The 26,814-nt window shown below is 69.9% G+C and carries 25 protein-coding genes; 15 read left to right on the top strand and 10 right to left on the bottom strand.

Annotated features, from left to right (window positions below; genetic code table 11):
• Positions 1 to 33: 33 nt before the first annotated feature.
• From AB0K73_RS08535 to AB0K73_RS08520, 4 genes are read right to left on the bottom strand one after another with little or no spacing between them, the layout of a single operon-like run.
• On the bottom strand, positions 34 to 801 hold the full coding sequence (locus tag AB0K73_RS08535) for an ABC transporter ATP-binding protein (protein ID WP_360516646.1): 768 nt from the start codon (positions 799 to 801) through the stop codon (positions 34 to 36).
• Positions 788 to 1,702 (bottom strand): ABC transporter ATP-binding protein, encoded by a 915-nt coding sequence (locus tag AB0K73_RS08530; RefSeq protein ID WP_360516649.1) that lies wholly within the window; start codon positions 1,700 to 1,702, stop codon positions 788 to 790. The genes AB0K73_RS08535 and AB0K73_RS08530 overlap by 14 nt, the downstream gene beginning before the upstream one ends.
• Positions 1,692 to 2,672: a branched-chain amino acid ABC transporter permease gene (locus AB0K73_RS08525; protein ID WP_360517137.1), complete on the bottom strand. Its 981-nt coding sequence runs from the start codon at positions 2,670 to 2,672 to the stop codon at positions 1,692 to 1,694. Before AB0K73_RS08525 ends, AB0K73_RS08530 begins: the two co-directional genes overlap by 11 nt.
• A gap of 15 nt (positions 2,673 to 2,687) precedes the next feature.
• Positions 2,688 to 3,896 (bottom strand): branched-chain amino acid ABC transporter permease, encoded by a 1,209-nt coding sequence (locus AB0K73_RS08520; protein WP_360516652.1) that lies wholly within the window; start codon positions 3,894 to 3,896, stop codon positions 2,688 to 2,690.
• A gap of 343 nt (positions 3,897 to 4,239) precedes the next feature.
• Between AB0K73_RS08520 and guaB the strand changes: the two genes are divergently transcribed.
• Positions 4,240 to 5,742, top strand: a complete 1,503-nt coding sequence (gene guaB, locus AB0K73_RS08515; protein ID WP_360516655.1) for an IMP dehydrogenase — start codon at positions 4,240 to 4,242, stop codon at positions 5,740 to 5,742.
• Between the two features lie 26 nt (positions 5,743 to 5,768).
• On the opposite strand, the gene AB0K73_RS08510 is transcribed toward guaB, so the two are convergent.
• Positions 5,769 to 6,920, bottom strand: a complete 1,152-nt coding sequence (locus AB0K73_RS08510; protein ID WP_360516658.1) for an aminotransferase class I/II-fold pyridoxal phosphate-dependent enzyme — start codon at positions 6,918 to 6,920, stop codon at positions 5,769 to 5,771.
• Between the two features lie 109 nt (positions 6,921 to 7,029).
• On the opposite strand from AB0K73_RS08510, the gene AB0K73_RS08505 reads away from it, so the two are divergent.
• From AB0K73_RS08505 to guaA, 8 genes are all read left to right on the top strand, one after another.
• On the top strand, positions 7,030 to 8,730 hold the full coding sequence (locus AB0K73_RS08505) for an ATP-binding cassette domain-containing protein (RefSeq protein ID WP_360516661.1): 1,701 nt from the start codon (positions 7,030 to 7,032) through the stop codon (positions 8,728 to 8,730).
• Between the two features lie 53 nt (positions 8,731 to 8,783).
• A complete protein-coding gene (locus AB0K73_RS08500; RefSeq protein ID WP_360516664.1) occupies positions 8,784 to 9,908 on the top strand; it encodes a GuaB3 family IMP dehydrogenase-related protein in 1,125 nt (374 codons plus the stop codon).
• A gap of 123 nt (positions 9,909 to 10,031) precedes the next feature.
• Positions 10,032 to 11,762 carry a glycerol-3-phosphate dehydrogenase/oxidase gene (locus AB0K73_RS08495; RefSeq protein ID WP_360516667.1) on the top strand — a complete coding sequence of 577 codons (1,731 nt, stop codon included), beginning with the start codon at positions 10,032 to 10,034 and terminating at the stop codon, positions 11,760 to 11,762.
• A 50-nt stretch (positions 11,763 to 11,812) separates the two neighbouring features.
• On the top strand, positions 11,813 to 12,319 hold the full coding sequence (locus tag AB0K73_RS08490; RefSeq protein ID WP_360516670.1) for a TrkA C-terminal domain-containing protein: 507 nt from the start codon (positions 11,813 to 11,815) through the stop codon (positions 12,317 to 12,319).
• A complete protein-coding gene (locus AB0K73_RS08485; protein WP_364775101.1) occupies positions 12,319 to 13,122 on the top strand; it encodes an SURF1 family cytochrome oxidase biogenesis protein in 804 nt (267 codons plus the stop codon). Before AB0K73_RS08490 ends, AB0K73_RS08485 begins: the two co-directional genes overlap by 1 nt.
• A 59-nt stretch (positions 13,123 to 13,181) precedes the next feature.
• Positions 13,182 to 14,108, top strand: coding sequence for a trypsin-like peptidase domain-containing protein (locus AB0K73_RS08480; protein WP_360516676.1), 927 nt, complete (start codon positions 13,182 to 13,184; stop codon positions 14,106 to 14,108).
• A gap of 9 nt (positions 14,109 to 14,117) precedes the next feature.
• A complete protein-coding gene (locus tag AB0K73_RS08475; RefSeq protein WP_360516679.1) occupies positions 14,118 to 14,585 on the top strand; it encodes a DUF3817 domain-containing protein in 468 nt (155 codons plus the stop codon).
• Entirely contained in the window at positions 14,582 to 16,165 is a 1,584-nt protein-coding gene (gene guaA, locus AB0K73_RS08470; RefSeq protein ID WP_360516682.1) for a glutamine-hydrolyzing GMP synthase, read from the top strand. The genes AB0K73_RS08475 and guaA overlap by 4 nt, the downstream gene beginning before the upstream one ends.
• 41 nt (positions 16,166 to 16,206) lie before the next feature.
• Here guaA and AB0K73_RS08465 read toward each other — a convergent pair whose 3' ends face one another.
• The gene (locus tag AB0K73_RS08465) at positions 16,207 to 16,926 is read right to left on the bottom strand and encodes a hypothetical protein (protein WP_360516685.1); all 720 of its coding nucleotides are present in this window, start codon (positions 16,924 to 16,926) and stop codon (positions 16,207 to 16,209) included.
• A 32-nt stretch (positions 16,927 to 16,958) separates the two neighbouring features.
• Positions 16,959 to 17,564, bottom strand: coding sequence for a TetR-like C-terminal domain-containing protein (locus AB0K73_RS08460; protein WP_360516688.1), 606 nt, complete (start codon positions 17,562 to 17,564; stop codon positions 16,959 to 16,961).
• 104 nt (positions 17,565 to 17,668) lie between these two features.
• Between AB0K73_RS08460 and AB0K73_RS08455 the strand changes: the two genes are divergently transcribed.
• A complete protein-coding gene (locus tag AB0K73_RS08455; protein ID WP_360516691.1) occupies positions 17,669 to 18,613 on the top strand; it encodes an L-lactate dehydrogenase in 945 nt (314 codons plus the stop codon).
• Positions 18,614 to 18,731: 118 nt separating this feature from the next.
• On the opposite strand, the gene AB0K73_RS08450 is transcribed toward AB0K73_RS08455, so the two are convergent.
• Positions 18,732 to 19,535, bottom strand: coding sequence for a Bax inhibitor-1/YccA family protein (locus AB0K73_RS08450; RefSeq protein ID WP_360516694.1), 804 nt, complete (start codon positions 19,533 to 19,535; stop codon positions 18,732 to 18,734).
• Positions 19,536 to 19,693: 158 nt separating this feature from the next.
• Here AB0K73_RS08450 and AB0K73_RS08445 point away from each other — a divergent pair, with 158 nt between their 5' ends.
• Entirely contained in the window at positions 19,694 to 20,770 is a 1,077-nt protein-coding gene (locus tag AB0K73_RS08445) for a glycerophosphodiester phosphodiesterase family protein (RefSeq protein WP_360516697.1), read from the top strand.
• Between the two features lie 223 nt (positions 20,771 to 20,993).
• Here the strand turns inward: AB0K73_RS08445 and AB0K73_RS08440 are convergent, their stop codons facing one another.
• Entirely contained in the window at positions 20,994 to 21,632 is a 639-nt protein-coding gene (locus AB0K73_RS08440) for a DUF559 domain-containing protein (protein WP_360516700.1), read from the bottom strand.
• Positions 21,633 to 21,683: 51 nt separating this feature from the next.
• Positions 21,684 to 21,911 carry a hypothetical protein gene (locus AB0K73_RS08435; RefSeq protein WP_360516703.1) on the bottom strand — a complete coding sequence of 76 codons (228 nt, stop codon included), beginning with the start codon at positions 21,909 to 21,911 and terminating at the stop codon, positions 21,684 to 21,686.
• Between the two features lie 259 nt (positions 21,912 to 22,170).
• On the opposite strand from AB0K73_RS08435, the gene AB0K73_RS08430 reads away from it, so the two are divergent.
• The 4 genes from AB0K73_RS08430 (at position 22,171) to AB0K73_RS08415 (ending at position 26,814) form a co-directional block, all read left to right on the top strand.
• On the top strand, positions 22,171 to 24,639 hold the full coding sequence (locus AB0K73_RS08430; protein ID WP_360516706.1) for a UvrD-helicase domain-containing protein: 2,469 nt from the start codon (positions 22,171 to 22,173) through the stop codon (positions 24,637 to 24,639).
• A gap of 92 nt (positions 24,640 to 24,731) precedes the next feature.
• The gene (locus AB0K73_RS08425) at positions 24,732 to 25,709 is read left to right on the top strand and encodes an ABC transporter ATP-binding protein (RefSeq protein ID WP_360516709.1); all 978 of its coding nucleotides are present in this window, start codon (positions 24,732 to 24,734) and stop codon (positions 25,707 to 25,709) included.
• Positions 25,706 to 26,554 carry an ABC transporter permease gene (locus AB0K73_RS08420; protein ID WP_360516712.1) on the top strand — a complete coding sequence of 283 codons (849 nt, stop codon included), beginning with the start codon at positions 25,706 to 25,708 and terminating at the stop codon, positions 26,552 to 26,554. The genes AB0K73_RS08425 and AB0K73_RS08420 overlap by 4 nt, the downstream gene beginning before the upstream one ends.
• A 56-nt stretch (positions 26,555 to 26,610) precedes the next feature.
• The gene (locus tag AB0K73_RS08415; RefSeq protein WP_360516715.1) at positions 26,611 to 26,814 is read left to right on the top strand and encodes a helix-turn-helix transcriptional regulator; all 204 of its coding nucleotides are present in this window, start codon (positions 26,611 to 26,613) and stop codon (positions 26,812 to 26,814) included.

Here is a 26,814-nt window from a genome sequence, read left to right as displayed (position 1 = left end):
CCGCGCGGCATCCGCCCCTTCGCGTACGGCCCGTCAGTCCTGTCCGAGGGTGCCCAGGTAGAGGCCGATCACCTTGGGGTCGTTCAGCAGGTCACGGCCGGCGCCGGTGTAGGCGTCGCGACCCTGGTCCAGCACGTAGCCGCGGTCGCAGATCTGCAGGCAGCGGCGGGCGTTCTGCTCCACCATGATCGTCGTCACGCCGGCTCGGTTGATCTCCTTGACGCGAAGGAACGCCTCGTCCTGTCGGACCGGCGAGAGGCCGGCGGAGGGCTCATCGAGGAGCATCACGTGCGGACCCATCATGAGCGCACGGGACATCGCGACCATCTGCCGTTCACCGCCCGAGAGCGATCCGGCTCGCTGGCCGAGCCGCTTGCCGAGTTCGGGGAAGATGTCGGTCACGTACGCGAGCCGCTCCTTGATGCCCTTGGGCTTCTGGTAGAGGCCCATCTCGAGGTTCTCCTGGATGGTGAGCGACGGGAAGACGTTGTTCGTCTGCGGCACGAAGCCGACGCCCTTCGCCACCAGCTTGTTCGCCTTGAGATTCGTGATCTCCTCGCCGTTCAGGCGGATCGTGCCCTCGCGCACCTTCACGAGACCGAAGATCGCCTTCAGCAACGTGGACTTGCCGGCGCCGTTCGGCCCGATGATGCCGATGAGCTCGCCCTGCCTCGCGAGCAGGGAGCACGAATTGAGGATGTTGACGCCGGGCAGGTAGCCCGCCGTCACGGATTCGACCTCGACGACCGCGTCGGCGGGTCGGTCGACGACCGCGCTCGCGGTCGGTTCACTGTTCGTCATCGATGAGCTCCTTCAGCGCCTCGACGTGACCGGTGTCGGTCGCGCCAAGATCGGTGTCGTGGTGCGCGCCGAGGTAGGCGTCGATCACGGCCTGGTCCTGCATGACCGTGTGCGGATCGCCCTCGGCGACGATCTTGCCCTCGGCCATGACGATGACCCAGTCGGCGATGTGTCGCACCATGTGCATGTCGTGCTCGACGAACAGCACGGTCATCCCCTGCGACTTGAGGTCGAGGATGTGATCGAGCAACGACTGGGTGAGCGCGGGGTTCACGCCCGCCATCGGCTCGTCGAGCATCACGAGCGTCGGGTCGCTCATGAGCGCTCGTGCCATCTCGAGGAGCTTGCGCTGCCCGCCCGACAGGCTCGCGGCGTAGTCGTCCTTCTTGGCGTCGAGCTTGAACCGCGCGAGGATCTCGAGCGCCTTGGCCTCGATCTCGTCGTCCTGCTTGCGCCAGAGGAACGGGAGGACCGACCGGAAGAGGTTCTCGCCGGTCTGCCCCTTCGCCCCGAGCTTCATGTTGTCGAGCACGGTGAGGAGGCCGAGCGCCTTCGTGAGCTGGAAGGTGCGGATGAGGCCCATCCGTGCCACCCGATAGGCGGGGACGTGCGCGAGCGATCGACCGTCGAACTCCCAGGTGCCGGCGTCGGGCTTGTCGAAGCCCGTGAGCAGGTTGAAGAACGTGGTCTTTCCCGCACCGTTCGGTCCGATGAGGGCGGTGATCGCGCCGCGAGGCACTTCGACGTGGGTGACGTCGACGGCGGTGAGGCCGCCGAACGTGCGCGTGACGCCGTCGGCGATGAGGATCGGGTCGACCTTGCGGCAACCCGGGCCGGCGTCGCCGACGTGGAGGCCGGTGGTCTTCACCGGCTTGGACGTGGGAGTGACGTTACTTGACAAAGGCCAGCTCCTTCTTGTTTCCGAAGATGCCCTGAGGCCTGAAGATCACGATCAGCATGATCGCGACGCCGACGAGGATGAACCGGAGCTGTCCGGCCTGCACCTGCGACATGAACGGGAGCCAGCCCGCCTCCACGGCCCGGGCGACGAAGCCCGAGAAGAAGGAGAGCAGCACCCAGAAGATCATCGAGCCGATGACCGGTCCGAGGATCGTGGCGGCCCCGCCGAGAAGCAGGATCGCGTAGATGAAGAACGTGAGCGACGTCTGATAGTTCGCCGGCACCACCGACCTGGGCAGGATGAAGATCATGCCGGCCAGCGTGCCGAAGACACCACCGAGGATGAGACTCTGCATCTTGTACGAGTAGACGTTCTTGCCGAGGGCGCGCACGGCGTCCTCGTCCTCGCGGATGCCCTTGATGACGCGGCCCCAGGGGCTGCGCATGATGAGCCAGGTGACCACCGCCAGGAGGGCGACGAGTACCCAGGCGACGATGCGCAGCCACGTGTCGTAGGCGTTGTACGTGAAGGGTCCGAAGCCGTACGTGCCGTCGGGGAGCGGGTTCATGGCCGCGAAGCCCGTCTTGTACCCCTGCAGCCCGCTCGCCGAGCCCGTGACGGCGTCGAACGTGTTCGTCGTGAACATGAGTCGCAGGATCTCTGCCGCTGCGATCGTGACGATCGCGAGGTAGTCGGCGCGGAGCCGGAGGGTCGGGATACCGAGGATCAGGGCGAACACCACGGAGGCGCCGATGCCCACCAGCACGGCCGCCCACACGGGGAACCCGAAGCTCAGGATGGAGATCGCGTAGCCGTAGGCGCCGAGGGCCATGAAGCCCGCCTGACCGAAGTTCAGGAGGCCGGTGTACCCGAAGTGGATGGCCAGCCCGAGGGCGGCCAGGGCGTAGGCGGCAGTGGTGGGGCTGATGAGCTCCTGCGCCGCGTTGGAGAAGATCGCAATCCAGTCGATCATGGTCGGTCCTCCTTATCCGATTCTCTCGCGGCGACCGAGGATGCCCTGCGGTCGGAACAGCAGCACGAGGATGAGCACGACGAGGGCGCCCACGTACTTCATGTCGGACGGGATCCAGAGCGTCGAGAGCTCGATGAACATGCCCACGATGATCGAGCCGACGAGCGCCCCGAAGGCGGTGCCGAGGCCGCCGAGCGTGACCGCGGCGAAGACGAGCAGCAGGATCTGGAAGCCCATGTCCCAGCTGACGCCCGGACGGAAGTACGCCCAGAGGATTCCGGAGAGGCCAGCGAGGGCCGCGCCCATCACCCAGACGATGCGGATGACCCGGTCGACGTCGATGCCGCTCGCGGCCGCGAGGCTCGCGTTGTCGGAGACCGCACGAGTGGCCTTGCCGATGCGGGTGCGGAGCAGGAAGTACGCGACTGCCCCGAGCACCACGGCGCTCGTGACCATGCTCGCGACGTCGATCCAGGAGAGGGTGACCGGCCCGAGGCGGATGTCCGATGGAATCGTCGCTCCGGGAAGCTGTCGCGTGGCCCCGCCGAAGATGAACTGGTAGATGTAACGCAACGCGAGCGAGAGGCCGATGCTCACGATCATCAACTGGATCAACCCGACGCCGCGGCGTCGGAGCGGTTTCCAGATCCCCGCGTCGAGCACCCAGCCGAGCGCCGCGCTGAGCACGATCGCGATGATGATCGCGAGCCAGACCGGTACGGCGAGGTCGACGCCGAACGAGAGCATCATCAGTGCGCCGAAGGTGATCATCTCCGCGTGCGCGAAGTTGGACAGACCGGTCGTGCCGAAGATGAGGGACAGGCCGATCGCGGCGAGGGCGAGCAGCAGCCCGAAGTTCAGGCCGTTGATGACCCGGATGAGCACCTGCGCGCCGATGTCGGTCGTGACGCGCTGGCCCTCGCCGAGGAAGAAGTTCACCGACTTGCGGCTGGTCAATCCGAACTCGGCGGTGACGGTGGCCTCACCCTCGGCGACGATGACACCCTCGGGGAGGGTGTCCTCGTCGAGCGTCAGCTCGTACTCGGCCTTCTCAGGCACGCCGATGGTCCAACGGCCTTCGGCATCCGTCTCGGTCTCTGCGTCGAAGCCGTTGCCCTCGACGGAGATGCGAACGCCTTCCACTGGTTCGTCGTCGAAGGTCACGTTGCCGGAGAAGAAGTACTCGAACTCCTCTTCTTCCGCTGTCGGCGTCGGACTCACTTCGTCCGCCGCCGCAGGGGACACTGCGACGCCGGACAGAGTGAGTGCGGCCAACAGGATTCCGAGGAGGATGAGCCACCTCCCACGGGATCGTTGGGCGACTGATTGCGTGGGTTCCACTGCACCTCCAAGGCTCCCGGGGCTCGTGGCCTCCGGGCCGGGCTTGCTCTCGACGACGTCGTCGAGAGTACGTGCCGATTATGTCTCATGTGTTTCGCATGTGCGCACAACGGCCCTCGATTGTTATCCGGGGAATGCCGCGCGTGCAAACTCGCTTAACATTGTTGGATCCCGGTATAGCGAGTTTCCGGGGCGAGCCACGTTTCGGGAGCGAAGGGAAGACATGGATCAGGCAGATCCGTTCGGATTCACAGGACTGACGTACGACGACGTCCTGCTGCTGCCAGGTCACACCGATGTGATCCCCAGTGAGGCCGACACGACCTCCCGGCTGACGCGGCGCATCGACGTCGCGACTCCCCTGCTCTCCGCCGCGATGGACACCGTCACCGAGGCGCGCATGGCGATCGCGATGGCCAGGCAGGGCGGCATCGGCATCCTGCATCGAAATCTCTCCATTCAGGAGCAGGCCGACATGGTCGACCGGGTGAAGCGCAGCGAGTCGGGCATGGTCTCGAACCCGGTGACGACGACGCCCGATGCCACGGTGGCCGAAGTCGACCAGCTGTGCGCGACCTACCGCGTGAGCGGCCTGCCGGTGGTCGACGGCGAGGGGATCCTCGTCGGTATCATCACGAACCGCGACATGCGCTTCGTCTCCGACTTCGAGAAGCCCGCAACGCTCGTCCGCGACGTCATGACGAAGATGCCGCTCATCACGGGGCGGGTCGGCATGGACCCCGACGAGGCGATCGCGATCTTCGCCCAGCACAAGGTCGAGAAGCTGCCCCTCGTCGATGGCGCCGGCCGGCTCACGGGCCTCATCACGGTGAAGGACTTCGACAAGTCCGAGCAGTACCCGAACGCCACGAAGGACGCCGAGGGGCGCCTCCGCGTGGGCGCGGCGATGGGCTTCTTCGGCGACGCGTGGGAGCGCGCCGAAGCACTTCGCGACGCCGGCGTCGACGTGCTCGTGGTCGACACGGCCAACGGCGAGAGCGCCGGCGTGCTCGACATCATCCGACGGCTCAAGGCCGACCCGTCGTTCGCGGGCATCGACGTGATCGGCGGCAACGTCGCCACGCGTGAGGGCGCGCAGGCCCTCGTCGACGCGGGCGCCGACGCCGTCAAGGTCGGCGTGGGTCCGGGCTCCATCTGCACGACGCGTGTCGTCGCGGGCGTGGGCGTGCCCCAGATCACGGCCGTGTACGAGGCATCGAAGGCCACCAGGCCGGCCGGCGTGCCGCTCATCGCCGACGGCGGGCTGCAGTACTCGGGCGACATCGCCAAGGCGCTCGTCGCCGGCGCCGACTCGGTCATGCTCGGGTCGCTCCTCGCCGGCACGGCCGAGAGCCCCGGTGAGCTCGTCTTCCAGAACGGCAAGCAGTTCAAGACCTATCGCGGCATGGGCTCGCTCGGCGCGCTGCAGACGCGCGGCAAGAAGACCTCGTACTCGAAGGACCGCTACTTCCAGGCGGACGTCCCGAGTGACGACAAGCTCATCCCCGAGGGGATCGAGGGACAGGTGCCATTCCGCGGTCCCGTCTCGGCCGTCGCGTACCAGCTCGTCGGCGGGCTTCGCCAGTCGATGTTCTACGTCGGCGCCCGCAGCATCCCCGAGCTGAAGGCAAAGGGCCGCTTCGTGCGCATCACGCCTGCGGGCCTCAAGGAGTCGCACCCGCACGACGTGCAGATCGTCGTCGAGGCGCCGAATTACACCCGCTGACGGTCAGCGTGGCGCGGCCCAGCCGCTCAGCGCGCCTCCGCCAGCCGTGACACTGCTTCCGACAGCACCTCGGGCGAGCACGCGAGGTTGAGGCGTGCGTGTCCGCGGCCGACGGATGCCCCGAACATCGGTCCGTTGGCGAGGGCGACCTTCGCGTGCTCCAGCGCGTACGCGGCGGGGTCGTCGCCCCACCCGAGGGCCGAGAGGTCGAGCCACGCGAGGTAGGTGGCCTGCGGCATCCGGTACCGGACGCCGGGAAGCTCATCGGCCAGCAGGTCGGCGAGGAGGCGCCGGCTGTCGTCGAGGCTCGCGAGCACGCCGTCGAGCCACGGGCCGCCCTCTTGGAACGCCGCGATCGAGGCGAGCGCGCCGAACTGTCCCATGCGCCACTCGACCTCGTACGGGAACGCCCCCCGCACGCGGTCGCCGCGCTCCGACGACGTGACGACGAGGGCGGACTTCAGCCCCGGGATGTTGAACGACTTGCTGGCCGACGTGACGGCGACGCCGTGCTCGCGCGCGGCATCCGACACCGTGAGGAACGGCGTGTAGGGCGACTCGGGCTGCGCGAGGGGACCGTGCACCTCGTCGCTCACGATGGTCGCCCCGAAGCGTGCTGCGAGGTCGGCGAGCACACGGAGCGCCTGTTCGTCGGGCACCCAGCCGATCGGGTTGTGCGGGTTGCAGAGCACCATCGCCCGGGCACCCCCCGCGAATGCGGCCTCGATGCCGTCGAGGTCGAGTGCCCAGCCCTCGTCGATCCCGCCGCGCATCGGAACCTCGACGACCGTGCCGCCCGCCTCGGCGACGATGTCGAAGAAGGGCGGGTAGATGGGCGGCGTGATGACGACGCCGTCGCCCGGCGTGGTGACCCGCCGCAGGACCTCGACGATGCCCATGGCCACATCGCCGGTACAGGTCACGCGCGCGGGGTCGACATCCCAGCCCAGTCGGCGCGCCGCGAACCCCTGGAACGCCTCGGCCACGTGCCGGCTTCCGGAGTGGTACCCCGTGTCCGACCGGCGGATCGCCGCGTGCAGAGCCTCGGCGATGGGCTCGGCGAGGGGGAAGTCCATTTCGGCGACGGGCAGCGGCAGCACGTCGGCGGGGAACGAGCGCCACTTCGCGCTGGTGCGGGTGCGGAGGACATCGATCGGGTCGGCTGAGACGCGTTGCATGGGTCCAGCATGCCGCAGACGTCGCGGTGGGGCATCCGCCCTGTGTAGTCTGGTCGGCTGCCCTGAGGGCGCCGCGGCCGCGGCCGTGAAGCGGAAACGGATGCATCTCATGGGCTTCATCGACGTCAACGGCGTCTCCCTCTCCCTGCCCGACGGCAGGCCCCTGCTCGCCGACCTCTCCTTCCGGGTGACGGATGCCGCGACCACGGCCCTCATCGGCGCGAACGGTGCGGGCAAGTCGACGCTCCTGCGCGTCATCCGCGGCGACCTGCGGCCCGACGAGGGCAGCGTGCAGGTCGACGGCGGACTCGGTGTCATGGACCAGTTCGTGGGCACGGGACGCACGGTCGAGGGGGCGCCCGAGACGGTCGGCGGGCTCCTCGTGTCGGTCGCCCCGACCCGGATCCGGCGGGCGGCGATCGAGCTCGAGGCATCCGAGGACGCCCTCATCGAACGCGACGACACCGACACCCAGATGCGCTACGCGTCGGCGCTCGCCGAGTACGCCGAGTCGGGCGGCTACGAGCAGGAGGTCGTGTGGGACCGCTGCACGGTGGCCGCGCTCGGCATCCCGTACGAGCGCGCGAAGTGGCGTGAACTCGGCTCCCTTTCGGGCGGCGAGCAGAAGCGCCTGGCGCTCGAGGCCCTGCTGCGCGGTCCCGAACAGGTGCTGCTGCTCGATGAGCCCGACAACTCGCTCGACGTGCCGGGCAAGCGCTGGCTCGAGGCGCAGCTGCGCGCCTCGCCGAAGACCGTGCTGCTCGTCTCGCACGACCGCGAGCTGCTCGCGCGCGCGGCCGACCGCATCGTCACGCTCGAGGTCGGTGCGGCGGGCAACACTGCGTGGGTGCACGGGGGCGGCTTCGAGGGCTATCACACCGCCCGCGAGGAGCGGTTCGCCCGACTCGACGAGCTGCGGCGTCGCTGGGACGAGCAGCATGCCGCGCTCAGGCAACTCGTGGCGACGCTCAAGGTGAAGGCGACGTACAACGACGGGATGGCCTCGCGGTACCAGGCCGCGGTGACGCGACTGCGCAAGTTCGAGGAGGCCGGCCCGCCCGAGGAGCGGCCGCCGGCGCAGGCGGTGTCCATGCGGCTGCGCGGCTCGCGCACGGGCAAGCGCGCCGTGGTGTGCGAACGGCTCGAGCTCACCGGACTCATGCGACCGTTCGACCTGGAGGTCTGGTACGGCGACCGGGTCGCGGTGCTCGGCTCGAACGGCTCGGGCAAGTCGCACTTCCTGCGGCTGCTCGCGGGCGGTGGCACCGAGCCCGACCGGCTGCTCGGCCACCTGACGACCGTGGGTGCGTCGCTCGCGCGCGTGCCGCACGAGGGGCGGGCGGTGCTCGGCGCACGGGTTTCGCCGGGCTGGTTCGCGCAGAACCACGAGCACCCCGAATACCGCGGGCGAACCCTGCTCGACATCCTGCATCGCGGCGACGCCGACCGCGAGGGCATGGCGCGGGAGGCCGCGAGCTCGGCCCTCGACCGCTATGGGCTCGCGGCATCCGCCCAGCAGCGCTTCGAATCGCTGTCGGGCGGACAGCAGGCCCGGCTCCAGATCCTGCGGCTCGAGCTCTCGGGCGCGACGTTGCTGCTGCTCGACGAGCCGACCGACAACCTCGACCTCGTCTCGGCGCAGGCGCTCGAGGACGCGCTCGCCCGGTTCGACGGCACGGTGCTCGCGGTGACGCACGACCGGTGGTTCACGCGATCGTTCGATCGGTTCGTGGTGTTCCGGTCCGATGGCGAGGTGGTCGAGACGGATGCCCCGGTGTGGGACGAGGGGCGCGTGGCGCGTGCTCGCTGACCCGGTGCCGGGGCATCCGTCCGCGGGTCGAGCCCGTTCGCTAGGGTGGACTCGTGACCCAGGAGATCGAGATCGGCCGTTCCAAGCGCGGTCAGCGGGTGTGGGCGTTCGACGACATCGCGATCGTTCCGAGCCGGCGCACGCGCGACCCCGAGGACGTCTCGGTGACCTGGTCCATCGACGCGTACCAGTTCGACATCCCGTTCCTCGCAGCGCCCATGGACTCGGTGGTCTCACCGCGCACGGCCATCATGATGGGCCAGCTCGGCGGGCTCGGCGTCCTCGACCTCGAGGGACTGTGGACGCGCTACGAGGACCCCGAGCCCGTGCTCGCCGAGATCCGCAACCTCAGCCCCGAACGCGCCACGGCCCGCATGCAGCAGATGTACGCCGAGCCGATCAAGCCCGAACTCGTGACGGCTCGCCTCGCCGAGATCCGCGCGGGCGGCGTCACCGTGGCCGGCGCGCTCTCGCCGCAGCGAACCCAGGAGCTCTACGAGACCGTCGTCGCGGCCGGCGTCGACCTGTTCGTCATCCGCGGCACCACCGTCTCGGCCGAGCACGTCTCGAAGAACCAGAAGCCTCTCAACCTCAAGAAGTTCATCTACGAGCTCGACGTCCCGGTGATCGTCGGCGGCGCCGCCACCTACACCGCGGCGCTCCACCTCATGCGCACGGGCGCTGCAGGCGTGCTCGTCGGCTTCGGCGGCGGCGCGGCGTCGACCACGCGCGCGACGCTCGGCATCCATGCCCCCATGGCGACGGCGGTGGCGGATGTCGCGGGCGCTCGCCGCGACTACCTCGACGAGTCCGGCGGTCGCTACGTGCACGTCATCGCCGACGGCGGCGTGGGAAAATCGGGCGATATCGTGAAGGCGATCGCCTGCGGTGCCGACGCGGTCATGCTCGGTGCTGCGCTCGCCAGGGCGACGGATGCCCCCGGCGGCGGCTACCACTGGGGCGCCGAGGTCCACCACCCGAAGCTCCCTCGCGGCCAGCGCGTGCAGGTGGGTCAGGTGGCCGCGCTCGAGGAGATCCTGTACGGCCCGGCACCCGCCGCCGACGGCACCGCCAACCTCGTCGGCGCCCTGCGCCGGTCGATGGCGACCACGGGCTACTCCGACCTCAAGGAGTTCCAGCGCGTCGAGGTCGTCGTGGCGCCCTACACGGGAGCCTGAGTTCACCGGGGGCGGCGACCTCCGCAATCCGCGGGCGGCGCCCTCCTCAAGGCGCGGCCGTTCGGGTAGCGTGGGAACCGGATCGCGCGGCTCCGTCGTGAGGCCGCGGGGATGGGGTGGACGATGGCGAGTGTCAATTCGGTGTCGCGTTCGACCAGGCTCGGACCCGAGGAGCGCCAGGCGGCCATCGCCCGCCTGAAGGAGAAGGAACTCGACATCCTCGTGGTCGGCGGCGGCATCGTCGGCACCGGCGCGGCACTCGACGCGGTCACTCGCGGACTCTCCACCGGGCTCCTCGAGGCGCGCGACTGGGCGTCGGGCACCTCGAGCCGATCGTCGAAGCTCGTGCACGGCGGCATCCGGTACCTCGAGCAACTCGACTTCCGGCTGGTGCGCGAGGCGCTCACCGAACGCGGGCTCCTGCTGCAGCGCATCGCCCCGCACCTCGTGAAGCCGGTGCGCTTCCTCTACCCGCTGAAGAAGCGGTTCTTCGAGCGCATCTACGTCGGCGCCGGCATGCTGCTCTACGACGTGTTCAGCTACGCGGGTGGCCGGCCGCCCGGCGTGCCGCACCACCGCCACCTCTCGAAACGCCAGGTGATGCGATCGATCCCCTCGCTCTCGAACGACGCGCTCGTGGGCGGCCTCACCTACTACGACGCCCAGGTCGACGACGCCCGGTACGTGGCGTCCCTCGCCCGCACCGCGTCGTTCTACGGCGCGCACGTCGCGAGCCGCGTGAAGGTCGAGGGATTCCTCAAGGTCGGCGAACGTGTCGTCGGGGTGAAGGCGCACGACCTGCAGACCGACGAGCACTTCGAGGTCCGTGCGAAGCAGGTCGTGAACGCCACGGGCGTGTGGACCGACGACACGCAGCGCATGGTCGGCGAGCGCGGCACGTTCAAGGTGCGCGCGTCGAAGGGCATCCACCTGGTGGTGCCGCGCGACCGGTTCCAGTCGACCATGGGGCTCCTGCTCCGCACCGAGAAGAGCGTGCTGTTCGTGATCCCGTGGGGTCGTCACTGGCTCATCGGCACGACCGACACCGACTGGAATCTCGACAAAGCGCATCCCGCCGCGACGACGGCCGACATCGACTACCTGCTGGAGCACGTGAACTCGGTGCTCGCGGTGCCGCTCACCCGGGAAGACGTCGAGGGCGTCTTCGCCGGACTCCGGCCGCTGCTCGCCGGCGAGAGCGACCAGACGTCGAAGCTCTCGCGTGAGCACATCGTGGCGCACACGGTGCCCGGGCTCGTGGTCGTCGCCGGCGGCAAGTGGACCACGTACCGCGTGATGGCGAAGGACGCGATCGACGCCGCGGCCGACGCGCTCGACGGCCGGGTTCCGCCCTCGACGACCCAGGACATCCCCTTGCTCGGTGCGGAGGGCTATCAGGCGGCGTGGAACAAGCGCGGCAAGATCGCGCGGGCGTTCGGCGTGCACCGGGTGCGCATCGAGCACCTGCTGAACCGCTACGGCACGATGACCGACGACCTGCTCGACCTCATCCGGTCGAACCCCGAGCTCGGTGAGCCGTTGCCCGGCGCCGACGACTACCTCGCCGCCGAGGTGGTGTACGCCGCCTCGCACGAGGGCGCGCTGCACCTCGACGACGTGCTCGCCCGACGCACGCGCATCTCCATCGAGGCGTGGGACCGCGGCGTCTCGGCCGCACCCGTCGCGGCGAGGCTCATGGCGGACGTGCTCGGCTGGGACGCTGACCGCGAGGCGCTCGAGGTCGAGCGGTACCTGCAGCGCGTCGCGGCCGAGCGGGCCTCGCAGGAGCAGCCCGACGACCAGTCCGCCGACCGGGTGCGCCTCGCGGCGCCCGACATCGTGAAAGTCGACTGATCCTGCGCGGATAGACTGGGACGCGACGCTCGAGACCGAGGAGCCGCGCCATGGTGGATGTACGCCGGGTCACCCTGCCCGGGATCGGCCTGCTGCACTCGTTCACCACGAGCGACGGGTCCGAGGTGGCGGTGGTGGCGCACCGAACGGGCACGAGCGACCTCGTGAGCCGACCGGCCGGGGGCCATGCCCGCGACGAGGGTGCCACGACCATCCGACTCGAGGAGGACGAGGCGCGCACCCTCGCCGAGCTCCTCGGCGGCACTCGCATCGTCGAGTCGATCACCGAACTGGACGAGTTGGCCGGAGTGCCGATCGACTGGATCACGGTCGAGGCCGACGACGCCATCGCCGGCCGGGCGGTGGGGGCGTTGCCCGAGGCATCCGGCGTCGCCATGGTTGCGGTCGTTCGCGACGATCACGCGCATCCCTCGCCCGGGCCCGACTTCGTCATCGCCCCGGGCGACACCATCGTCGTGGTGGGGCCGAGGCCCGGCATCCGAGCGGTCTTCCACGCCGTGCAGCGGGGCGACCGCTCCGGACCTGTCGAGGCCTGATGCTCCACATGATGCTGCGCCCACGATGGGTGCTCGCGCTGCTGGCCGCGCTCGCGGTGGCGGCAGGCTTCGCGCTGCTCGGGCAGTGGCAGATCGAACGCGCCGTCGAGCAGGCGGTCGTCGTCGAACGGCCGACCGAGGAGGTGCGGCCGCTTGCCGACATCGCGGTGCCCGACGGGCCGACCGAGCAGGCCGCCACGGGCCAGCGGGTCGAGGTCACCGGCGCATTCGTTCCGGGCGACACGGTCATCATCGGCGGACGCCTGAACGACGGCGTCGCGGGCTACTGGGTGGTCGCGCACCTCGAGGTGACGGATGCCGCTCCCGGCGGACTCCCGGTCGCGCTCGGGTGGGCGGCCGATGCCGACACGGCGCGCGCGGCGGCCGAGCGCTTCGACGGCGGTGCCGGTGCGGGCGACGAGACCACCGTCGTCGGGCGGTTCCTGCCGAGCGAGGCGCCGATGGCGCCCGCCGACGACGCCGACCCCCAGTCGATGCAGACCGTCGCCGTGGCGCATCTCATCAACGTGTGGGCCGACTACGACGACCGGCCGGTCTACTTCGCCTACGTCACCGCGACCGGCCCGGCAGCCGGGCTCGAGGCGATCAGCTCCCCGCCGCCCGAGGAATCGGTCGAGCTCAACTGGCTCAATGTGTTCTACGCGGTCGAGTGGGTCGTGTTCGCCGGGTTCGCGGTGTTCCTGTGGTACCGCCTGGTGCGCGACGCCGTGGAGCGCGAGCGCGACGAGGCGGAGGCGGCGGCATCCGGAATCGCACCGGGCGGCGGCCCGCTCGGTGACTGACGGTTCCGCCTGCGGCGAACCGGGGGAGCGCGGCGGCCGAGCGGGTCCATGATCGTCGTGTGGAGACCGAAGATCCGCTGGACGCCTACTCGAGGGTCGTGACCCGCGTCGCGAGCACCGTGCTGCCGAGCGTCGCGAGCCTCGCCGTGCGCTCGCCGCGAGGTGAGGGTGCCGGGAGTGCGAGCGTCATCTCCGACGACGGCATCCTGCTCACGAGCGCGCACGTCGTCGTCGGTGCCCGAGTCGCGGAGGCCACGTTCTCCGACGGCCGCTCCGTCACCGTCGACGTGGTGGGTCGCGACGTGCTCTCCGACCTCGCCGTGCTGCGCGCCCGTGGGCCGGTGCCGGCGGCGGTTCCGCTCGGCGACGCGGCCGCGCTGCGCGTCGGCCAGCTCGTCGTCGCACTCGGCAACCCGATGGGGCTCGCCGGCAGTGTCACGGCCGGCATCGTGTCGAACCTCGGCCGCTCGCTGCCGACCGCGTCCGGGCGCGTGATCGATGAGGTGATTCAGACGGATGCCGCGCTCAACCCGGGCAACTCGGGCGGTGTGCTGGCCGACGGGGCCGGCCGCATGGTGGGGGTGAACACGGCCGTCGCCGGCATCGGCCTCGGGCTCGCGGTACCGATCAACCGCGGCACCCGCGAGATCATCGAGAAGCTCACCACCAGCGGACGCGTGCGCCGGGCGTGGCTCGGCATCGTGGGCGCCCGCGTGCAGCTCGCACCAGAGCTCGCGGCCCGCGTCGGATCGCCGACGGGACTCCAGGTCGCCGGGGTGGCGCCCGGCAGCCCCGCCGAGCTCGCCGACATCCATCGCGGCGACATCGTGGTCTCGCTCGACGGCAACGACGTCGTGACGTCGACGACGATCCAGAAGCTCATGGTCGAGGACGCGATCGACCGGCAGGTGGAGATGACCGTGTGGCGCAACGGCGCCCTCGTCGACGTCTTCGTCGTGCCGCGGGAGCTCGTCGACGCGCCGTAGACTGGAGGCATGCCCCTCGAGCCGAAACTCGCCGATCTGCCGCGCATTCGCGGGGCGCTCCGCTTCTACCAGGTGGCCTCGGTCATCACCGGTCTGCTGCTGCTCGCGCTCACCGGCGAGATGATCATGAAGTACGCGTTCGGGCTCGAACTCGAGCTCGGCGGGTCGCAGGGCTTCCTCGCCTTCGTGCCCGGTGAAACCGTCACCGCGGTCAACCTCTCGACCGGCATCCTCATCGTGCACGGCTGGTTTTACGTCGTGTACCTGTTCAGCGACTTCCGCCTGTGGAGCCTCATGCGCTGGTCGTTCCCCCGGTTCATCGTGATCGCGCTCGGTGGTGTCATCCCGTTCCTCTCGTTCATCCTCGAGGTGCGGATCGCCCGTGAGGTGCGCGCCTACCTCGAACGGCGGGAGACGGATGCCGCGTCCGCATCCGCCGCAACCAGCACCACCGATTCCGTGGAGGCCCAGCAGTGACCGACCAACCCACCGAGCAGCGGCCGGTGCTCGTCGTCGACTTCGGCGCGCAGTACGCGCAACTCATCGCCCGTCGTGTGCGAGAGGCATCCGTCTACTCCGAGATCGTGCCGCACACCATCACGGCCGAGGAGGTCGCCGCGAAGGACCCGGTGGGCATCGTGCTCTCGGGTGGCCCGTCGTCGGTCTACGAGGAGGGGGCGCCGTCGCTCGACGAGGGCATCCTGAGGCTCGGCGTGCCGACCCTCGGCATCTGCTACGGCTTCCAGGTCATGGCGCAGCAGCTCGGCGGCGAGGTCGCGCACACCGGTCATCGCGAGTACGGTTCCACGGCCGTCACGGCACGCACCGACGACGGCAATACCCTGCTCGCCGGCCAGCCCGAGGCGCAGACCGTGTGGATGAGCCACGGCGATTCGGTGGCACGTGCACCTGAGGGGTTCGAGGTGCTCGCCTCGACGGCGACCACGCCCGTCGCGGCATTCGCGAACGACGAACAGGGCATCTACGGCGTGCAGTGGCACCCCGAGGTGAAGCACTCGCCGTTCGGCCAGCAGGTCATCGAGAACTTCCTGCACAAGGCCGCCGGCATCCCGGCCGACTGGAACTCGGGCAATGTCATCGCCGAGCAGGTCGCGCGCATCCGCGAGCAGGTCGGTTCCGCTCGCGTCATCGCCGGGCTGTCCGGCGGCGTCGATTCGGCCGTGGCGGCGGCGCTCGTGCATGAGGCGGTCGGCGACCAGCTCGTCTGCGTGTTCGTCGACCATGGCCTGCTCCGCAAGGGCGAACGTCGCCAGGTGGAGGTCGACTACGTCGCCGCCACCGGCATCCGGCTCGTCACCGTGCACGCGCAGGACATCTTCCTCGACGCGCTCGCCGGCGTGAGCGATCCAGAGGAGAAGCGCAAGATCATCGGGCGCGAGTTCATCCGCGCGTTCGAACGGGCCGAGCGCGACCTCGTCGCCGAGGCGGAGGCCGATGGGGAGCCGATCCGATTCCTCGTGCAGGGCACGCTCTACCCCGACGTCGTCGAGTCGGGCGGCGGCACGGGCACCGCGAACATCAAGAGCCACCACAACGTCGGCGGCCTTCCCGAAGACCTGCAGTTCGAGCTCGTCGAGCCGCTGCGCACCCTCTTCAAGGACGAGGTGCGTGCCATCGGCCGCGAGCTCGGGCTGCCCGAGGAGATCGTCGCCCGCCAGCCATTCCCCGGTCCGGGTCTCGGCATCCGCATCGTCGGCGAGGTCACCCGCGACCGACTCGAGGTGCTGCGCGAAGCGGATGCGATCGCGCGCGCCGAGCTCACCGCGGCGGGCCTCGACGGGGAGATCTGGCAGTGCCCGGTGGTGCTCCTCGCCGACGTACGCTCGGTGGGCGTGCAGGGCGACGGCCGCACCTACGGTCACCCGATCGTGTTGCGCCCCGTCTCGAGCGAAGACGCGATGACCGCCGACTGGACGCGGCTGCCCTACGACGTGCTCGCCCGCATCTCGAACCGCATCACCAACGAGGTGCGCGAGGTCAACCGCGTCGTGCTCGACGTCACGTCGAAGCCGCCGGGCACCATCGAGTGGGAGTGAGCTCCTCGCCGGTCGGGTAGCACGGCCGGGTAGCGCCGCTGTCAGCGGCGGGTCGCACCGAGGCGGGCCGCGACGACAGCGACGAGGATGCAGCCCAGGCCGAAGAGCATGCCGTGTGCCGTCCGCATCGCGGGCGGGGTGAAGAACTGCGGCAGCACGAGCACGAGGCCGGCCGCGAAGACGATGCCCGTCCACGCCCACGGCACCTGTGCGCGGATCAGCGCGATGGCGGCGAGCACGCCGGCCGCGGCGACGAGGAGCAGTCCGACGCCGAACAGCAGCACGGCCATCGGCTGTTCACGCAGGTCCAGCACCTCGTCGAGCAGGCTCATGTCGTCGCGCCCGAGAGCTGCCTCGGCGAACGTGCGGATGCCGAAGATCTCGGCACCGTAGTAGAGCGAGGCGCCGGCAGCGCCCATCCACGCCAGCGCGGTCGCCCAGCCGAGCAGGGTCGCGCCGCGGGCGCCAGGAGCGGCGGCGAGCAGCTGCCGCAGCCCGAGCAGCGCGGGCGCGAGCAGGCCGAGCGCCGCGATGCCGAGGAGGTGCGAGACGACCCAGGCGTCGGATGCCCACGCCGTTGCGACCTCGTCGGACGACACGGGGACCTTGTCGGCCCAGGGGCGCAACAGGGGGAAGAGCGCCCAGAGCACGCCGGCGGCGGCGAACGCGAGGGTGGTCCACCGTGCGACGGTCGGTGAGGCGTTCGAGATCTGGCCGGCAATGGGGCCGTGGAAAGCGGGTGGGTTGGTGGTGGCGGACATGGCGGTGCTCCTGGCTGGTTCGATGACGTGGTTCAACGAGGCGTCGGGGCATCCGCGAGCCCGCGGAAGCCCTCGACGAGCAGCTCGACGAGCGTGTCGAAGCTCCGGTCGAGGTCTTCGGGGAGGCGGAACCCCCCGGCGAGCTCGATGACGATGAACCCGTGCAACGCCGAGCGGGCGGCGCGCACGGCGTCGATCGCGCGCGACTCGGGCAACCCGAAGCCCTGCAGCACGGCTGCCGTGACGCCCACGAGGCGAGCCGCCTCGGCTCTGAGCTCAGCCTGCGCGGGGTCGTCGGGGTCGGGCCCCACCTGCACCGCCGCGTAGCGGCCGGGATGAGCGCGGGCATAATCGCGCATCGCGACGGCGAGCGACCGCAGCGCGTCGGCCTCCGATCGGCCGATGGTCGCGGCCGTGCACACCTCGGCGAACGCGCGGGTGCACTCCAGGGCGACCGCCTGTCGCAACTGGGCGAGGGAGGCGATGTGCTTGTACAGACTCGGCGCCGCGACGCCGGCGGTCGAGGCGACCCGCGCAAGCGAGAGGTCATCGAATGCGGACGGACCGCCGGCGTCGACGAGTCGTAGCGCGATGCGCACCACTTCGTCGGGTGACAGGCCGGCCCTAGGCATCGTCATGGCCGAGACATCTGTAGCTCATGTAGATAGCGTAACAGCTCATCACAGTAGCCGAACCTGTGGACACGCTGCGGGGACCTCGAAGCGACTGGCAGGATGACGACATGCCCGTCATCGAGAACTCGAAACTGTCCGTCGTCGGCGCCGGAAGCGTCGGCACCAGCCTCGCCTACGCCGCACTCATCAGGGGGTCGGCCAGTGAGGTCGCACTCTACGACATCGCCACGGACAAGGTCGACGCCGAGGTGCTCGACCTCTCGCACGGCACGCAGTTCACGCACTCCAGGGTCACCGGCGGCGACGATCTCGCGGTCGTCGAGGGGTCGCACGTGGTCGTGGTCACCGCCGGCGCCAAGCAGGCGCCCGGGCAGACACGACTCGAGCTCGCGGGCACCAACGCACGCATCCTCGAGCGCCTGCTGCCCGCGCTCCTCGAGCGCGCACCCCATGCGGTGTTCGTGCTCGTGACCAACCCTGTCGATGTGCTGACCGTGGCGGCGCAGCGCATCACCGGGCTGCCGCCGAGCCGGGTCTTCGGCTCGGGCACGGTGCTCGACACCTCGCGGCTGCGATGGCTGCTCGCCCGCCGCGCCGGCGTCACGACCTCGAACGTGCACGCCGACATCGTCGGCGAGCACGGCGACACCGAATTCCCGCTGTGGTCGACCGCGCGCATCGGCTCGGTCCCCATCCTCGACTGGCGCGGCGGCGAGCCCTTCTCAGCCGGCGAGCTCGACGACATCGCCCGCGAGGTGCGGGATGCCGCGTACACCGTCATCCGCGGCAAGGGCGCCACGAACTACGCCATCGGGCTCGCGGGCGCGCGCATCGTGGAGGCGGTGCTGCGTGACGAGCGCGCAGTCATGCCGGTGAGCACGGTGCTCGGCGGCGTGCACGGCCTCGAGGATGTCGCGCTCTCGGTGCCGTGCGTCGTGGGCGGCGACGGCGCCGTTGCCATCGAGGAGACGCCGTTCTCGGAGGAGGAGCGGCGACTGCTGCACGCGTCGGCCGACGCCATCCGCACGTCGGTGGAGTCGCTCGGGATCTGAGCGACCGCAGCGCGGCGGCGCCTGCCGCTGCCGCGCAACGCCGCCACCACACAGACGCAGAACGGCCGCCCGAGGGCGGCCGTTCCGTGCGCGGCGAATCGCCGCGACATCCGTTTCGCTAGTCGCGCGCGATGGCGAGGAAGCGGAGGATCTCGAGGTACAGCCAGATGACCGTGACCATGATGCCGAAGGCACCCGACCAGCCGTACTTCTTCGGGGCGCGGTTGCGCACGCCCTGCTGGATCATGTCGAAGTCGAGCACCAGCGAGTACGCGGCCATGAGGATCACGAACACCCCGATGATGAGGCCCAGCGGAATACCGAAGAGCTCGACCCCGCGGAGACCCCACGGGTCGTTGTTGACGCCCGTCCACATGAGGATCACGTTGACGAGCGAGAACACCAGGTAGCCGACCATGGCGATCAGGAAGATCTTGGTGGCCTTCTTCGAGGCGCGGATCTTGCCGCTCGCGAAGAGGGCGAGCGTGACGCCGACCACGGCGAGCGTGCCGATCACGGCCTGTGCGACGATGCCCGCGTATGCCGTCTCGAACATGAGCGAGATGCCGCCGAGGAAGATGCCCTGCGCGGCCGCATAGGCGAGGATCAGGGGCGGCGACGGCTCCTTCTTGAAGATGTTGACGAGTGCGAGCACGAAACCCACGATCGCGGCGACCCAGAACACCCACGGCATGGCGGGCGTCAGGAGCCAGCCGACCGCCGCGCCGACCATCAGCACGGCGAATGCGCCGGCCGTCTTGGCGACGGTGTTCTCGACGGTCATGACCTCGCGGTCGGGAAGCGTCGCAGGCTGGTTGTACATCTCCTGGAGCTGCTGTGCCGACACGTTCTGCGCTGCGGCGACGGCTCCCTGCGATGAGAAGGCGGAATTCCGCGAGAACGCGGGATTGTCGAGAGCCATTGGGTTCCTCTGCTTTCGGCTGTCGTCGGTGCGGGGGACAGGCGACGGATGCGGCATCCGTGCCACGTGTCCAATGTACCCGTCGTACGTGTGTTAACGCCCTGAGTTCTGCGCGGATTCCCGCGGCCCGACGACACGATATGGCTACGCTGGGGCCCATGCTGCAGGACACCGCGGGGCATCCGCTCGTGATCGCGCACCGCGGGGCGTCGGGGTACCGGCCCGAGCACACCAGGGCGGCGTACGAACTGGCGTTCGCGCTCGGCGCCGACGCGGTCGAGCCCGACATCGTCTCGACCCGCGACGGCGTGCTCGTGCTGCGTCACGAGAATGAGATCTCGGGAACGACGGATGTCGCGACGCGGCCCGAGTTCGCCGGCCGCCGCACCACGCGCGGGGTCGACGGCCGCGCCCTCACGGGCTGGTTCACCGAGGACTTCACGTGGGCGGAGCTTGCGACGTTGCGCGCCACCGAGCGGCTCGGTTCGCTGCGGCAGCAGAGCGCGAGCTTCGACCGGCGGTATCCGCTGCTGCGCCTGCGCGACCTGTTCGAGCTCGTCGATGCGGCCGCCGATGAGCACCGGCGGTTGCTGCGGATGGTGGCGGAGTTCAAGCACGCCACCCATTTCGCCGAGCTCGGGCTGCCCCTCGACGAGCTCTTCGCCGCCGAACTCGAGGCGGCCGGCTGGGGCCGCGGCGGCGAGCGGCTCATCATGGAGTCGTTCGAGCTCGACCTGCTCGATCGGCTGCGGGCACGCGGCATCCGGGGGCCGCGGGTGTTCCTCGTCGAGGCGACCGGTGCGCCGTACGACCTGGTGCGCGCTCACGGGCGCGGGGCGGCCCGTTTCGACGACTTCGTCACCGAGGCGGGGCTCCTCGGGCTCGCCGGACGCGTCGACGGGGTGAGCGTCGGCAAGGGTCGGCTCATCGGGGAGCTGCGGGCGAGGTCGGCGGAGGATGCGGCCAGGGAGAACCGCGAACGACGCGCGAGCGGCCTCCTCGTCGGAGGGGAGCTCGTCGACGCGGCGCACTCGGCGGGGCTGCGCGTGTACACGTGGACGCTGCGCCCCGAGAACCGCTTCCTCTCGGGCAACTTCCGCCGGGGTTCGGCGCGGGCCGCGTTCGGCGACTGGCTCGGCGAGTTCACGCGCGTGATCGGCACGGGCGTCGACGGCATCTTCGTCGACCACCCCGACCTCGGCGTGGAGGCACGCATCGTCGCGGCCGCGGCCTGACGCGGCATCCGCTCGCCCTTTCCGCCGGCGAGGTCCGTCGTGGCGCGCCCGCACCCCCCTCGACTCACGAGTTGTGGTCGCTCCGCTTCGATCGAGGCGACAACAACTCGTGAGTCGATGGAAACGGCGACGAGCGAGCGGCGAGGGAGCGGCGCGGGTGATCGGCGAGGGTGATCGGCGAAGCGAGCGGGCGGAGGATGGGCTCGGGCGCGATGGTGGCGGGTCAGGGGCGCCAGCCCCGGGAACGCAGCGCAGCATCGAGCCACTCGAGCGTCGCGGCATCCGTCGTGTCCTTGTGGATCCGGATGACGAGCCAGCCGTCGCGGGCGAGGTCGTTCAGCCGGTCGACATCTCGGTTGAACTGGCGGTCGAGCGTGCGGTGCTGGCCGCCGTCGTACTCCAGGATCACCCGATACGCGCGGAAGACGAGGTCGCCGTGCGTGCGTCGACCCGCCGAGAGGTCGATCGGCCGGTTCGACTCGGGCTCGGGATACCCTGCGTGCGCAGACAGCACGAGGAGGCGTAGCCGGGTCTCGCGTGGCGACGCCGAACCCGCCCGCACCTCGGACCAGGCCTGCTGCACCGAGCGGATTCCACGGCCCTGACGGTGCCGGAGCAACGCCGCGTCGACGTCGGCGAGGGTGGCCAGCGGTTGCCGCCAGCCGAGGAGCCGGTCGCCGGCGGCGATGAGGTCGTCGATCGAGAGGCGACCCGCATCGGCCAGGGCGACCGCGGCCAGCTCGCACCACGCATCGGCGGGCGACGAGACCGGCAGGCCGAGGTGGAAGCGCACCTCACGTCGCGTGGTGATCCGATGCCCGACCACGCCACGGCGCGTCGGCTCGCGCTTGGGGGTGCTCACATGCAGTCGCGAGTCGGCCTCGAACGCCGACGGCAGCGGCAGACCCCAGATTCACGCCGCCGTGACATGGCTGAAGTACTGGCCCTGACTCATCGCCGGTTCGAGCAGCCGGCAGCGTGATACGAGGTCACCGTCGGCCGTGGACGAACGGATGCCGCGGAACGGCGCGTGCAGGTCTGACGCCCGCAGCCGACGACGAGAGACGCCGGCACGGCGGGCCTCCTCTACCCGGAACGGCGCCGGGGCGAGTTCGAACGGAAGCGGCTCGGGACGCGGCATCCGTCGACGCTTCCAGATGAACGGGCGGGCGCCGGTGCGTTCTCCACAGGCCGCGCCCGATCGCCCTCGTGCAGTTCGGCCACTCACGAGTTGTGGTCGCTCCGCTTCGATCGAGGCAGCCACAACTCGTGAATCGATGAAGGGGGTTGGGGGTTGGGGAGCCCCGAGCCCCGAGCCCGTGCTCGCGAGCCGCGAGCCCCGTGCTCGCGAGTCCCGAGCGGGACGGGCTGTCGGATGCCGCGCCTAGACTTGATGGGACATGACGCTGATCCTCGACCCCGACGACCCGGCCGGCTGGCGTGAGGCGCCTGCCGCGACCTCCGGCGCTGCCACGAGCACCGGTTCACGCCTCACCGACGGCCTGAACCCCGAGCAGCGCGAGGCCGTGGAGTACCGCGGACCGGCCCTCCTCATCGTCGCGGGGGCCGGGTCGGGCAAGACACGCGTGCTCACCCACCGCATCGCGAGCCTCATCGAGAGTCGCGAGGCGTGGCCGAGCCAGATCCTCGCCATCACGTTCACGAACAAGGCCGCAGCCGAGATGCGCGAGCGTGTCGAGGCGTTGCTCGGCGACTCCGCATCCGGCATGTGGATCTCGACGTTCCACTCCGCGTGCGTGCGCATCCTGCGCCGGGAGGCCGAGGCCATCGGCCTGTCGTCGACGTTCACGATCTACGACTCGGCCGACCAGCGCACCATCCTGAAGCGCATCATCAAGGAGCTCGACGCCGACACGCTCGGCTTCACGCCCGCGAGCGCCCAGGCGAAGATCTCGCGGCTGAAGAACGAGCTCGCCGATGTCGAGTCGTACGCGCGCAACGTGAACACGAACGACCCGGCCGAGGTCATGTTCCTCGAGATCTTCCGGCAGTACACGAGGCGCCTGCGCGACGCGAGCGCACTCGACTTCGACGACCTCATCGCCGAGACGGTGTACCTGTTCCGCGCGTTCCCGAAGGTCGCGTCGCTCTATCAGCGGCGGTTCCGGCACATCCTCGTCGACGAGTACCAGGACACCAACCACGCCCAGTACGCGCTCATCCGCGAGCTCACGCAGCCGATTCCGGCCGATCGAGTGGCCGAGATGGAGCAGCACGGGGTGAACGTGCGCGCGTTGACGGATGCCTCGGGCGGCATCTCCGGGGCGAGCCTCACGGTGGTCGGCGACTCCGACCAGTCGATCTACGCATTCCGCGGCGCCGACATCCGCAACATCGTCGAGTTCGAGCGCGACTTCGCGGGCGCGAAGGTCGTGTTGCTCGAGCAGAATTACCGGTCGACGCAGAACATCCTGAGCGCCGCCAACGCCGTCATCGCGAACAACTTCGACCGCAAGGAGAAGAAGCTCTGGACGGCCGTCGGCGACGGCGACCAGATCGTCGGCTACACCGGGTACACCGCGCACGACGAGGCCCAATTCGTCGCCGACGAGATCGAGGCGCTGCACCGGGCGGGCGTCGCCTATCGCGACATCGCCGTGTTCTATCGGACCAACGCGCAGACCAGAGCGCTGGAGGAGATCTTCGTGCGGTCGGCGCTGCCCTACCGCGTGGTCGGCGGCACGAAGTTCTACGAGCGTGCCGAGATCAAGGACGCCATGGCGTACCTCATCGCCGTCGCGAACCCCCTCGACGAGCTCGCGCTGCGCCGCATCCTGAACACGCCGAAGCGCGGCATCGGGCCGGCCACTGAGACGGCCATCGCGAGCTTCGCCGAGCAGAATGCGCTCACGTTCCGCCAGGCGATGCGCGAGGCCGCAGGCCTCGGCCTCGGCCCGAAGGTCACCGCCGCCATCACGGCGCTCGCCGACGTGCTCGACGAGGCCGCGGCGATGCTCGTGCCGAACGCCGAGGCGATCGCGGCCGGCACCAACGAGGGCGCCGCGAAGGTGAGCGACGTGCTCGTGTTCCTCGTCGAGCGGTCGGGCCTCATCGACACGCTGCGCAACAGCCGCGATCCCCAAGACGAGACCCGTGCCGAGAACGTCGAGGAACTCGTGGCGCAGACGCTCGACTTCGATCGTGAGAACCCGGGCGCGACGCTCGTGGACTTCCTCACCCAGGTCTCGCTCGTCGCGGCGGCCGACGAACTCGACGACGCATCCGGAACCGTGTCGCTCATGACCCTGCACACCGCGAAGGGCCTCGAGTACCACGCGGTCTTCCTCACGGGCCTCGAGGAGGGGCTGCTGCCGCACCAGATGTCGGCGTCCGAGCCGGGCGGCCCGGCCGAAGAGCGCCGGCTGTTCTACGTGGGCATCACCCGTGCCCGCAAGCGCCTCTACCTGTCGCTCGCGATGAGCCGTGCCCAGTTCGGCGAGGTCGCGGTGGCGATGCCGAGCCGGTACCTGCAGGAGATCCCCGAGGGGCTCATCGACTGGAAGCAGTCGCCCGGCATGGCCACGAGCCGCGGCGGCACGCAGCCTCGCGCGCTCAACGCCCGCCGGCCGGGCGGCGCGTGGGGCACCCGCGACCGCGACCTCGAGCGGTTCAGCGTCATGAAGAACGCCGCGCCGAAGGCCGAGTGGGCGAACCGGGTCACCGGCACGGTGCGCGACAACGGCGACCTCACGCTCGAGCGCGGCGACCGCATCCGCCACGTCGACTTCGGCGAGGGATCCGTCACGCAGGTGACGGGCGAGGGCACGAAGCGCATCGCGCACGTGAGCTTCGACACCGCCGGGCAGAAGAAGCTCCTCATCAAGATCGCGCCCATCGAGAAGCTGTAGCGGCGAGGTCATCGGTCGACGAGACCGTGGTACGCCAACCCGATCCGTCATGAGTATTCGTCGAAATGTAGTACTTCTGCTACATTTCGTACATGAGTAATGGTGAACTTGCGAGCGAGCACAGCGCACCCGCCGCCAAGGTCGTCGAGGCGCGCGGTCTTCGCATGCGGTACGGCTCACGTGTCGTGCTCGACGGCATCGATCTCGACGTGCACCGTGGTGAGGTGGTGGCACTGCTCGGACCCAACGGGGCCGGAAAGACGACCACCATCGAGATCATCGAAGGATTCCGGGCGCGCACCGGTGGCATGGTCACCGTGCTCGGGGAGGATCCGATGCACGCCGACGAGGCGTGGCGCGCCCGCATCGGCGTGGTGCTGCAATCGTGGCGCGATCACGGGCGGTGGCCGATCGGCGAACTGCTTCGTCAGTTCCGGTCGCTGTACCTTCCCTTCGTCGTCGCCGGACCCCCCGGGCCGTACGACGTCGAGGAGTTGCTCGACATGGTCGGGCTGGCCGGTCAGGGAAACGCTCGAGTCCGCTCCCTGTCGGGGGGTCAGCGACGACGCCTCGACGTCGCGATCGGATTGGTCGGCCGACCCGAGCTGCTCGTCCTCGACGAGCCGACGACGGGATTCGATCCCGTCGCCAGACACGAGTTCCACGAGCTCATCCACCGGCTCACCGACTTCGACCACACGACGATCCTGCTCACCACCCACGACCTCGCCGAAGCCGAGAAGGTGGCCGATCGCATTCTCATCCTCGACGGCGGCCGCATCGTGGCGAACGGCAGTGCGGTGGAACTCGCCGCGACCGTCGCCGGCGCCAGCGAGATCACCTGGCGCGAGAACGGAACGCTCCACGTGCACAGCGCTGGAGAGCCCGAGCAGTTCGTGCGTGACCTCCTCAGACGTCCGGACGTCGAGGTCACCGACCTCCGGGTGCGTTCGCAGACCCTCGAGGAGACCTACCTCGCCATGGTCGCAAGACGCGAGGCCGAGGCAGCCGGATCGGCGTCTGCGCAGTCGGCGACCTCCGCGCGTACGTCGGCGAAGGAGGCGTCATGAAGGCGCCCGCGTCGGCGGTGCGCGCGGGCGTCCGGCGAGGGTTCACAGAATTCGGCATCTCGCTCCGCACGCCGAGCGAGGCCTCGTACATCGGCGTCGGGGTCGTCATCGTGGCGGTCGTGCTGTGGTTGAACCGCGGCGCCGAACTCGCGCCCGGCGTTCCCACGGGCGCCTACGTCCTCGCGAGCGTCCTCACGATCCAGCTCGTCTTCGTCAGCGGCTACGGGCTCGGAACGGTCATCGTGACCGAGCGCGAGGACGGCACGCTGCTTCGCGCGCGATCATTGCCGACTGGCATCCTCGCGTACGCGACGGGTGCGACGACCCGCACACTGGCGGAGCTCCTGACCACCATCGGGCTCACGCTGGTGATCGCAGCGGTCCTGCTCGGCCCGTCGCTCGGCCTCGACTGGGCCGACCTCGCGGTGGTCGTGGGCATGCTCATCGTCGGCATCGTCGCGCTGACGACCATCGGATTCGTCATCGGCTCGGTCTTCCGCAATCCGCGCTCCGTCGGCGGCTGGGGCTTTCTCGCGGTCGGTGCCCTCGCATGGTTCTCAGGACTCATCCAGCCGCTCGCCTCCCTGCCGTGGTGGTCGCAGGCGATCGGTCAGGCGACGCCCCTGTACTGGGTCGGGCTCGCGCTGCGCAGCGCGTTCCTTCCCGACGAGCTCGCGATGCTCGAGATCTCGGAGTCGTGGCGCCTCCCGCTGGCATTCGCCGTGGTGTCGGCGTGGGCCGTGGTCGGCCTCATCCTCGCGCCGGTGCTCATCCGTCGAGTGGCGAGGCGCGAGACGGTCGCCGCGATCGAGGCGCGGCGCGAAGCCGCGTTGCAGCGCGTATGAGCGCGCCGGCCGGCCGTGATCCGGGCCGGTCCGAATCCGTGCACAATCGCGTCGCGATGCTGCGTGCCGATCGACGCATCTCGCGTCGCGAGCTCGCCGACGCGCTCGGCGTGCACTACCAGACCATCGGCTATCTCGAACGTGGCGAGTTCAACCCCAGCCTGCACCTCGCGCTACGCATCGCCAGGTACTTCGACGTCCCGCTCGACTTCGTGTTCTCGCTGGACGAGTTTCCCCCGCTCGGCACGAACTCGACATAG

It is taken from the genome of Agromyces sp. NPDC052230, assembly GCF_040679595.1.
In the GTDB taxonomy this organism is placed as follows: Bacteria; Actinomycetota; Actinomycetes; order Actinomycetales; family Microbacteriaceae; genus Agromyces.
The sequence above is the reverse complement of the archived record's forward strand: the minus strand, read 5'-3'. Positions and strand labels throughout refer to the sequence as shown.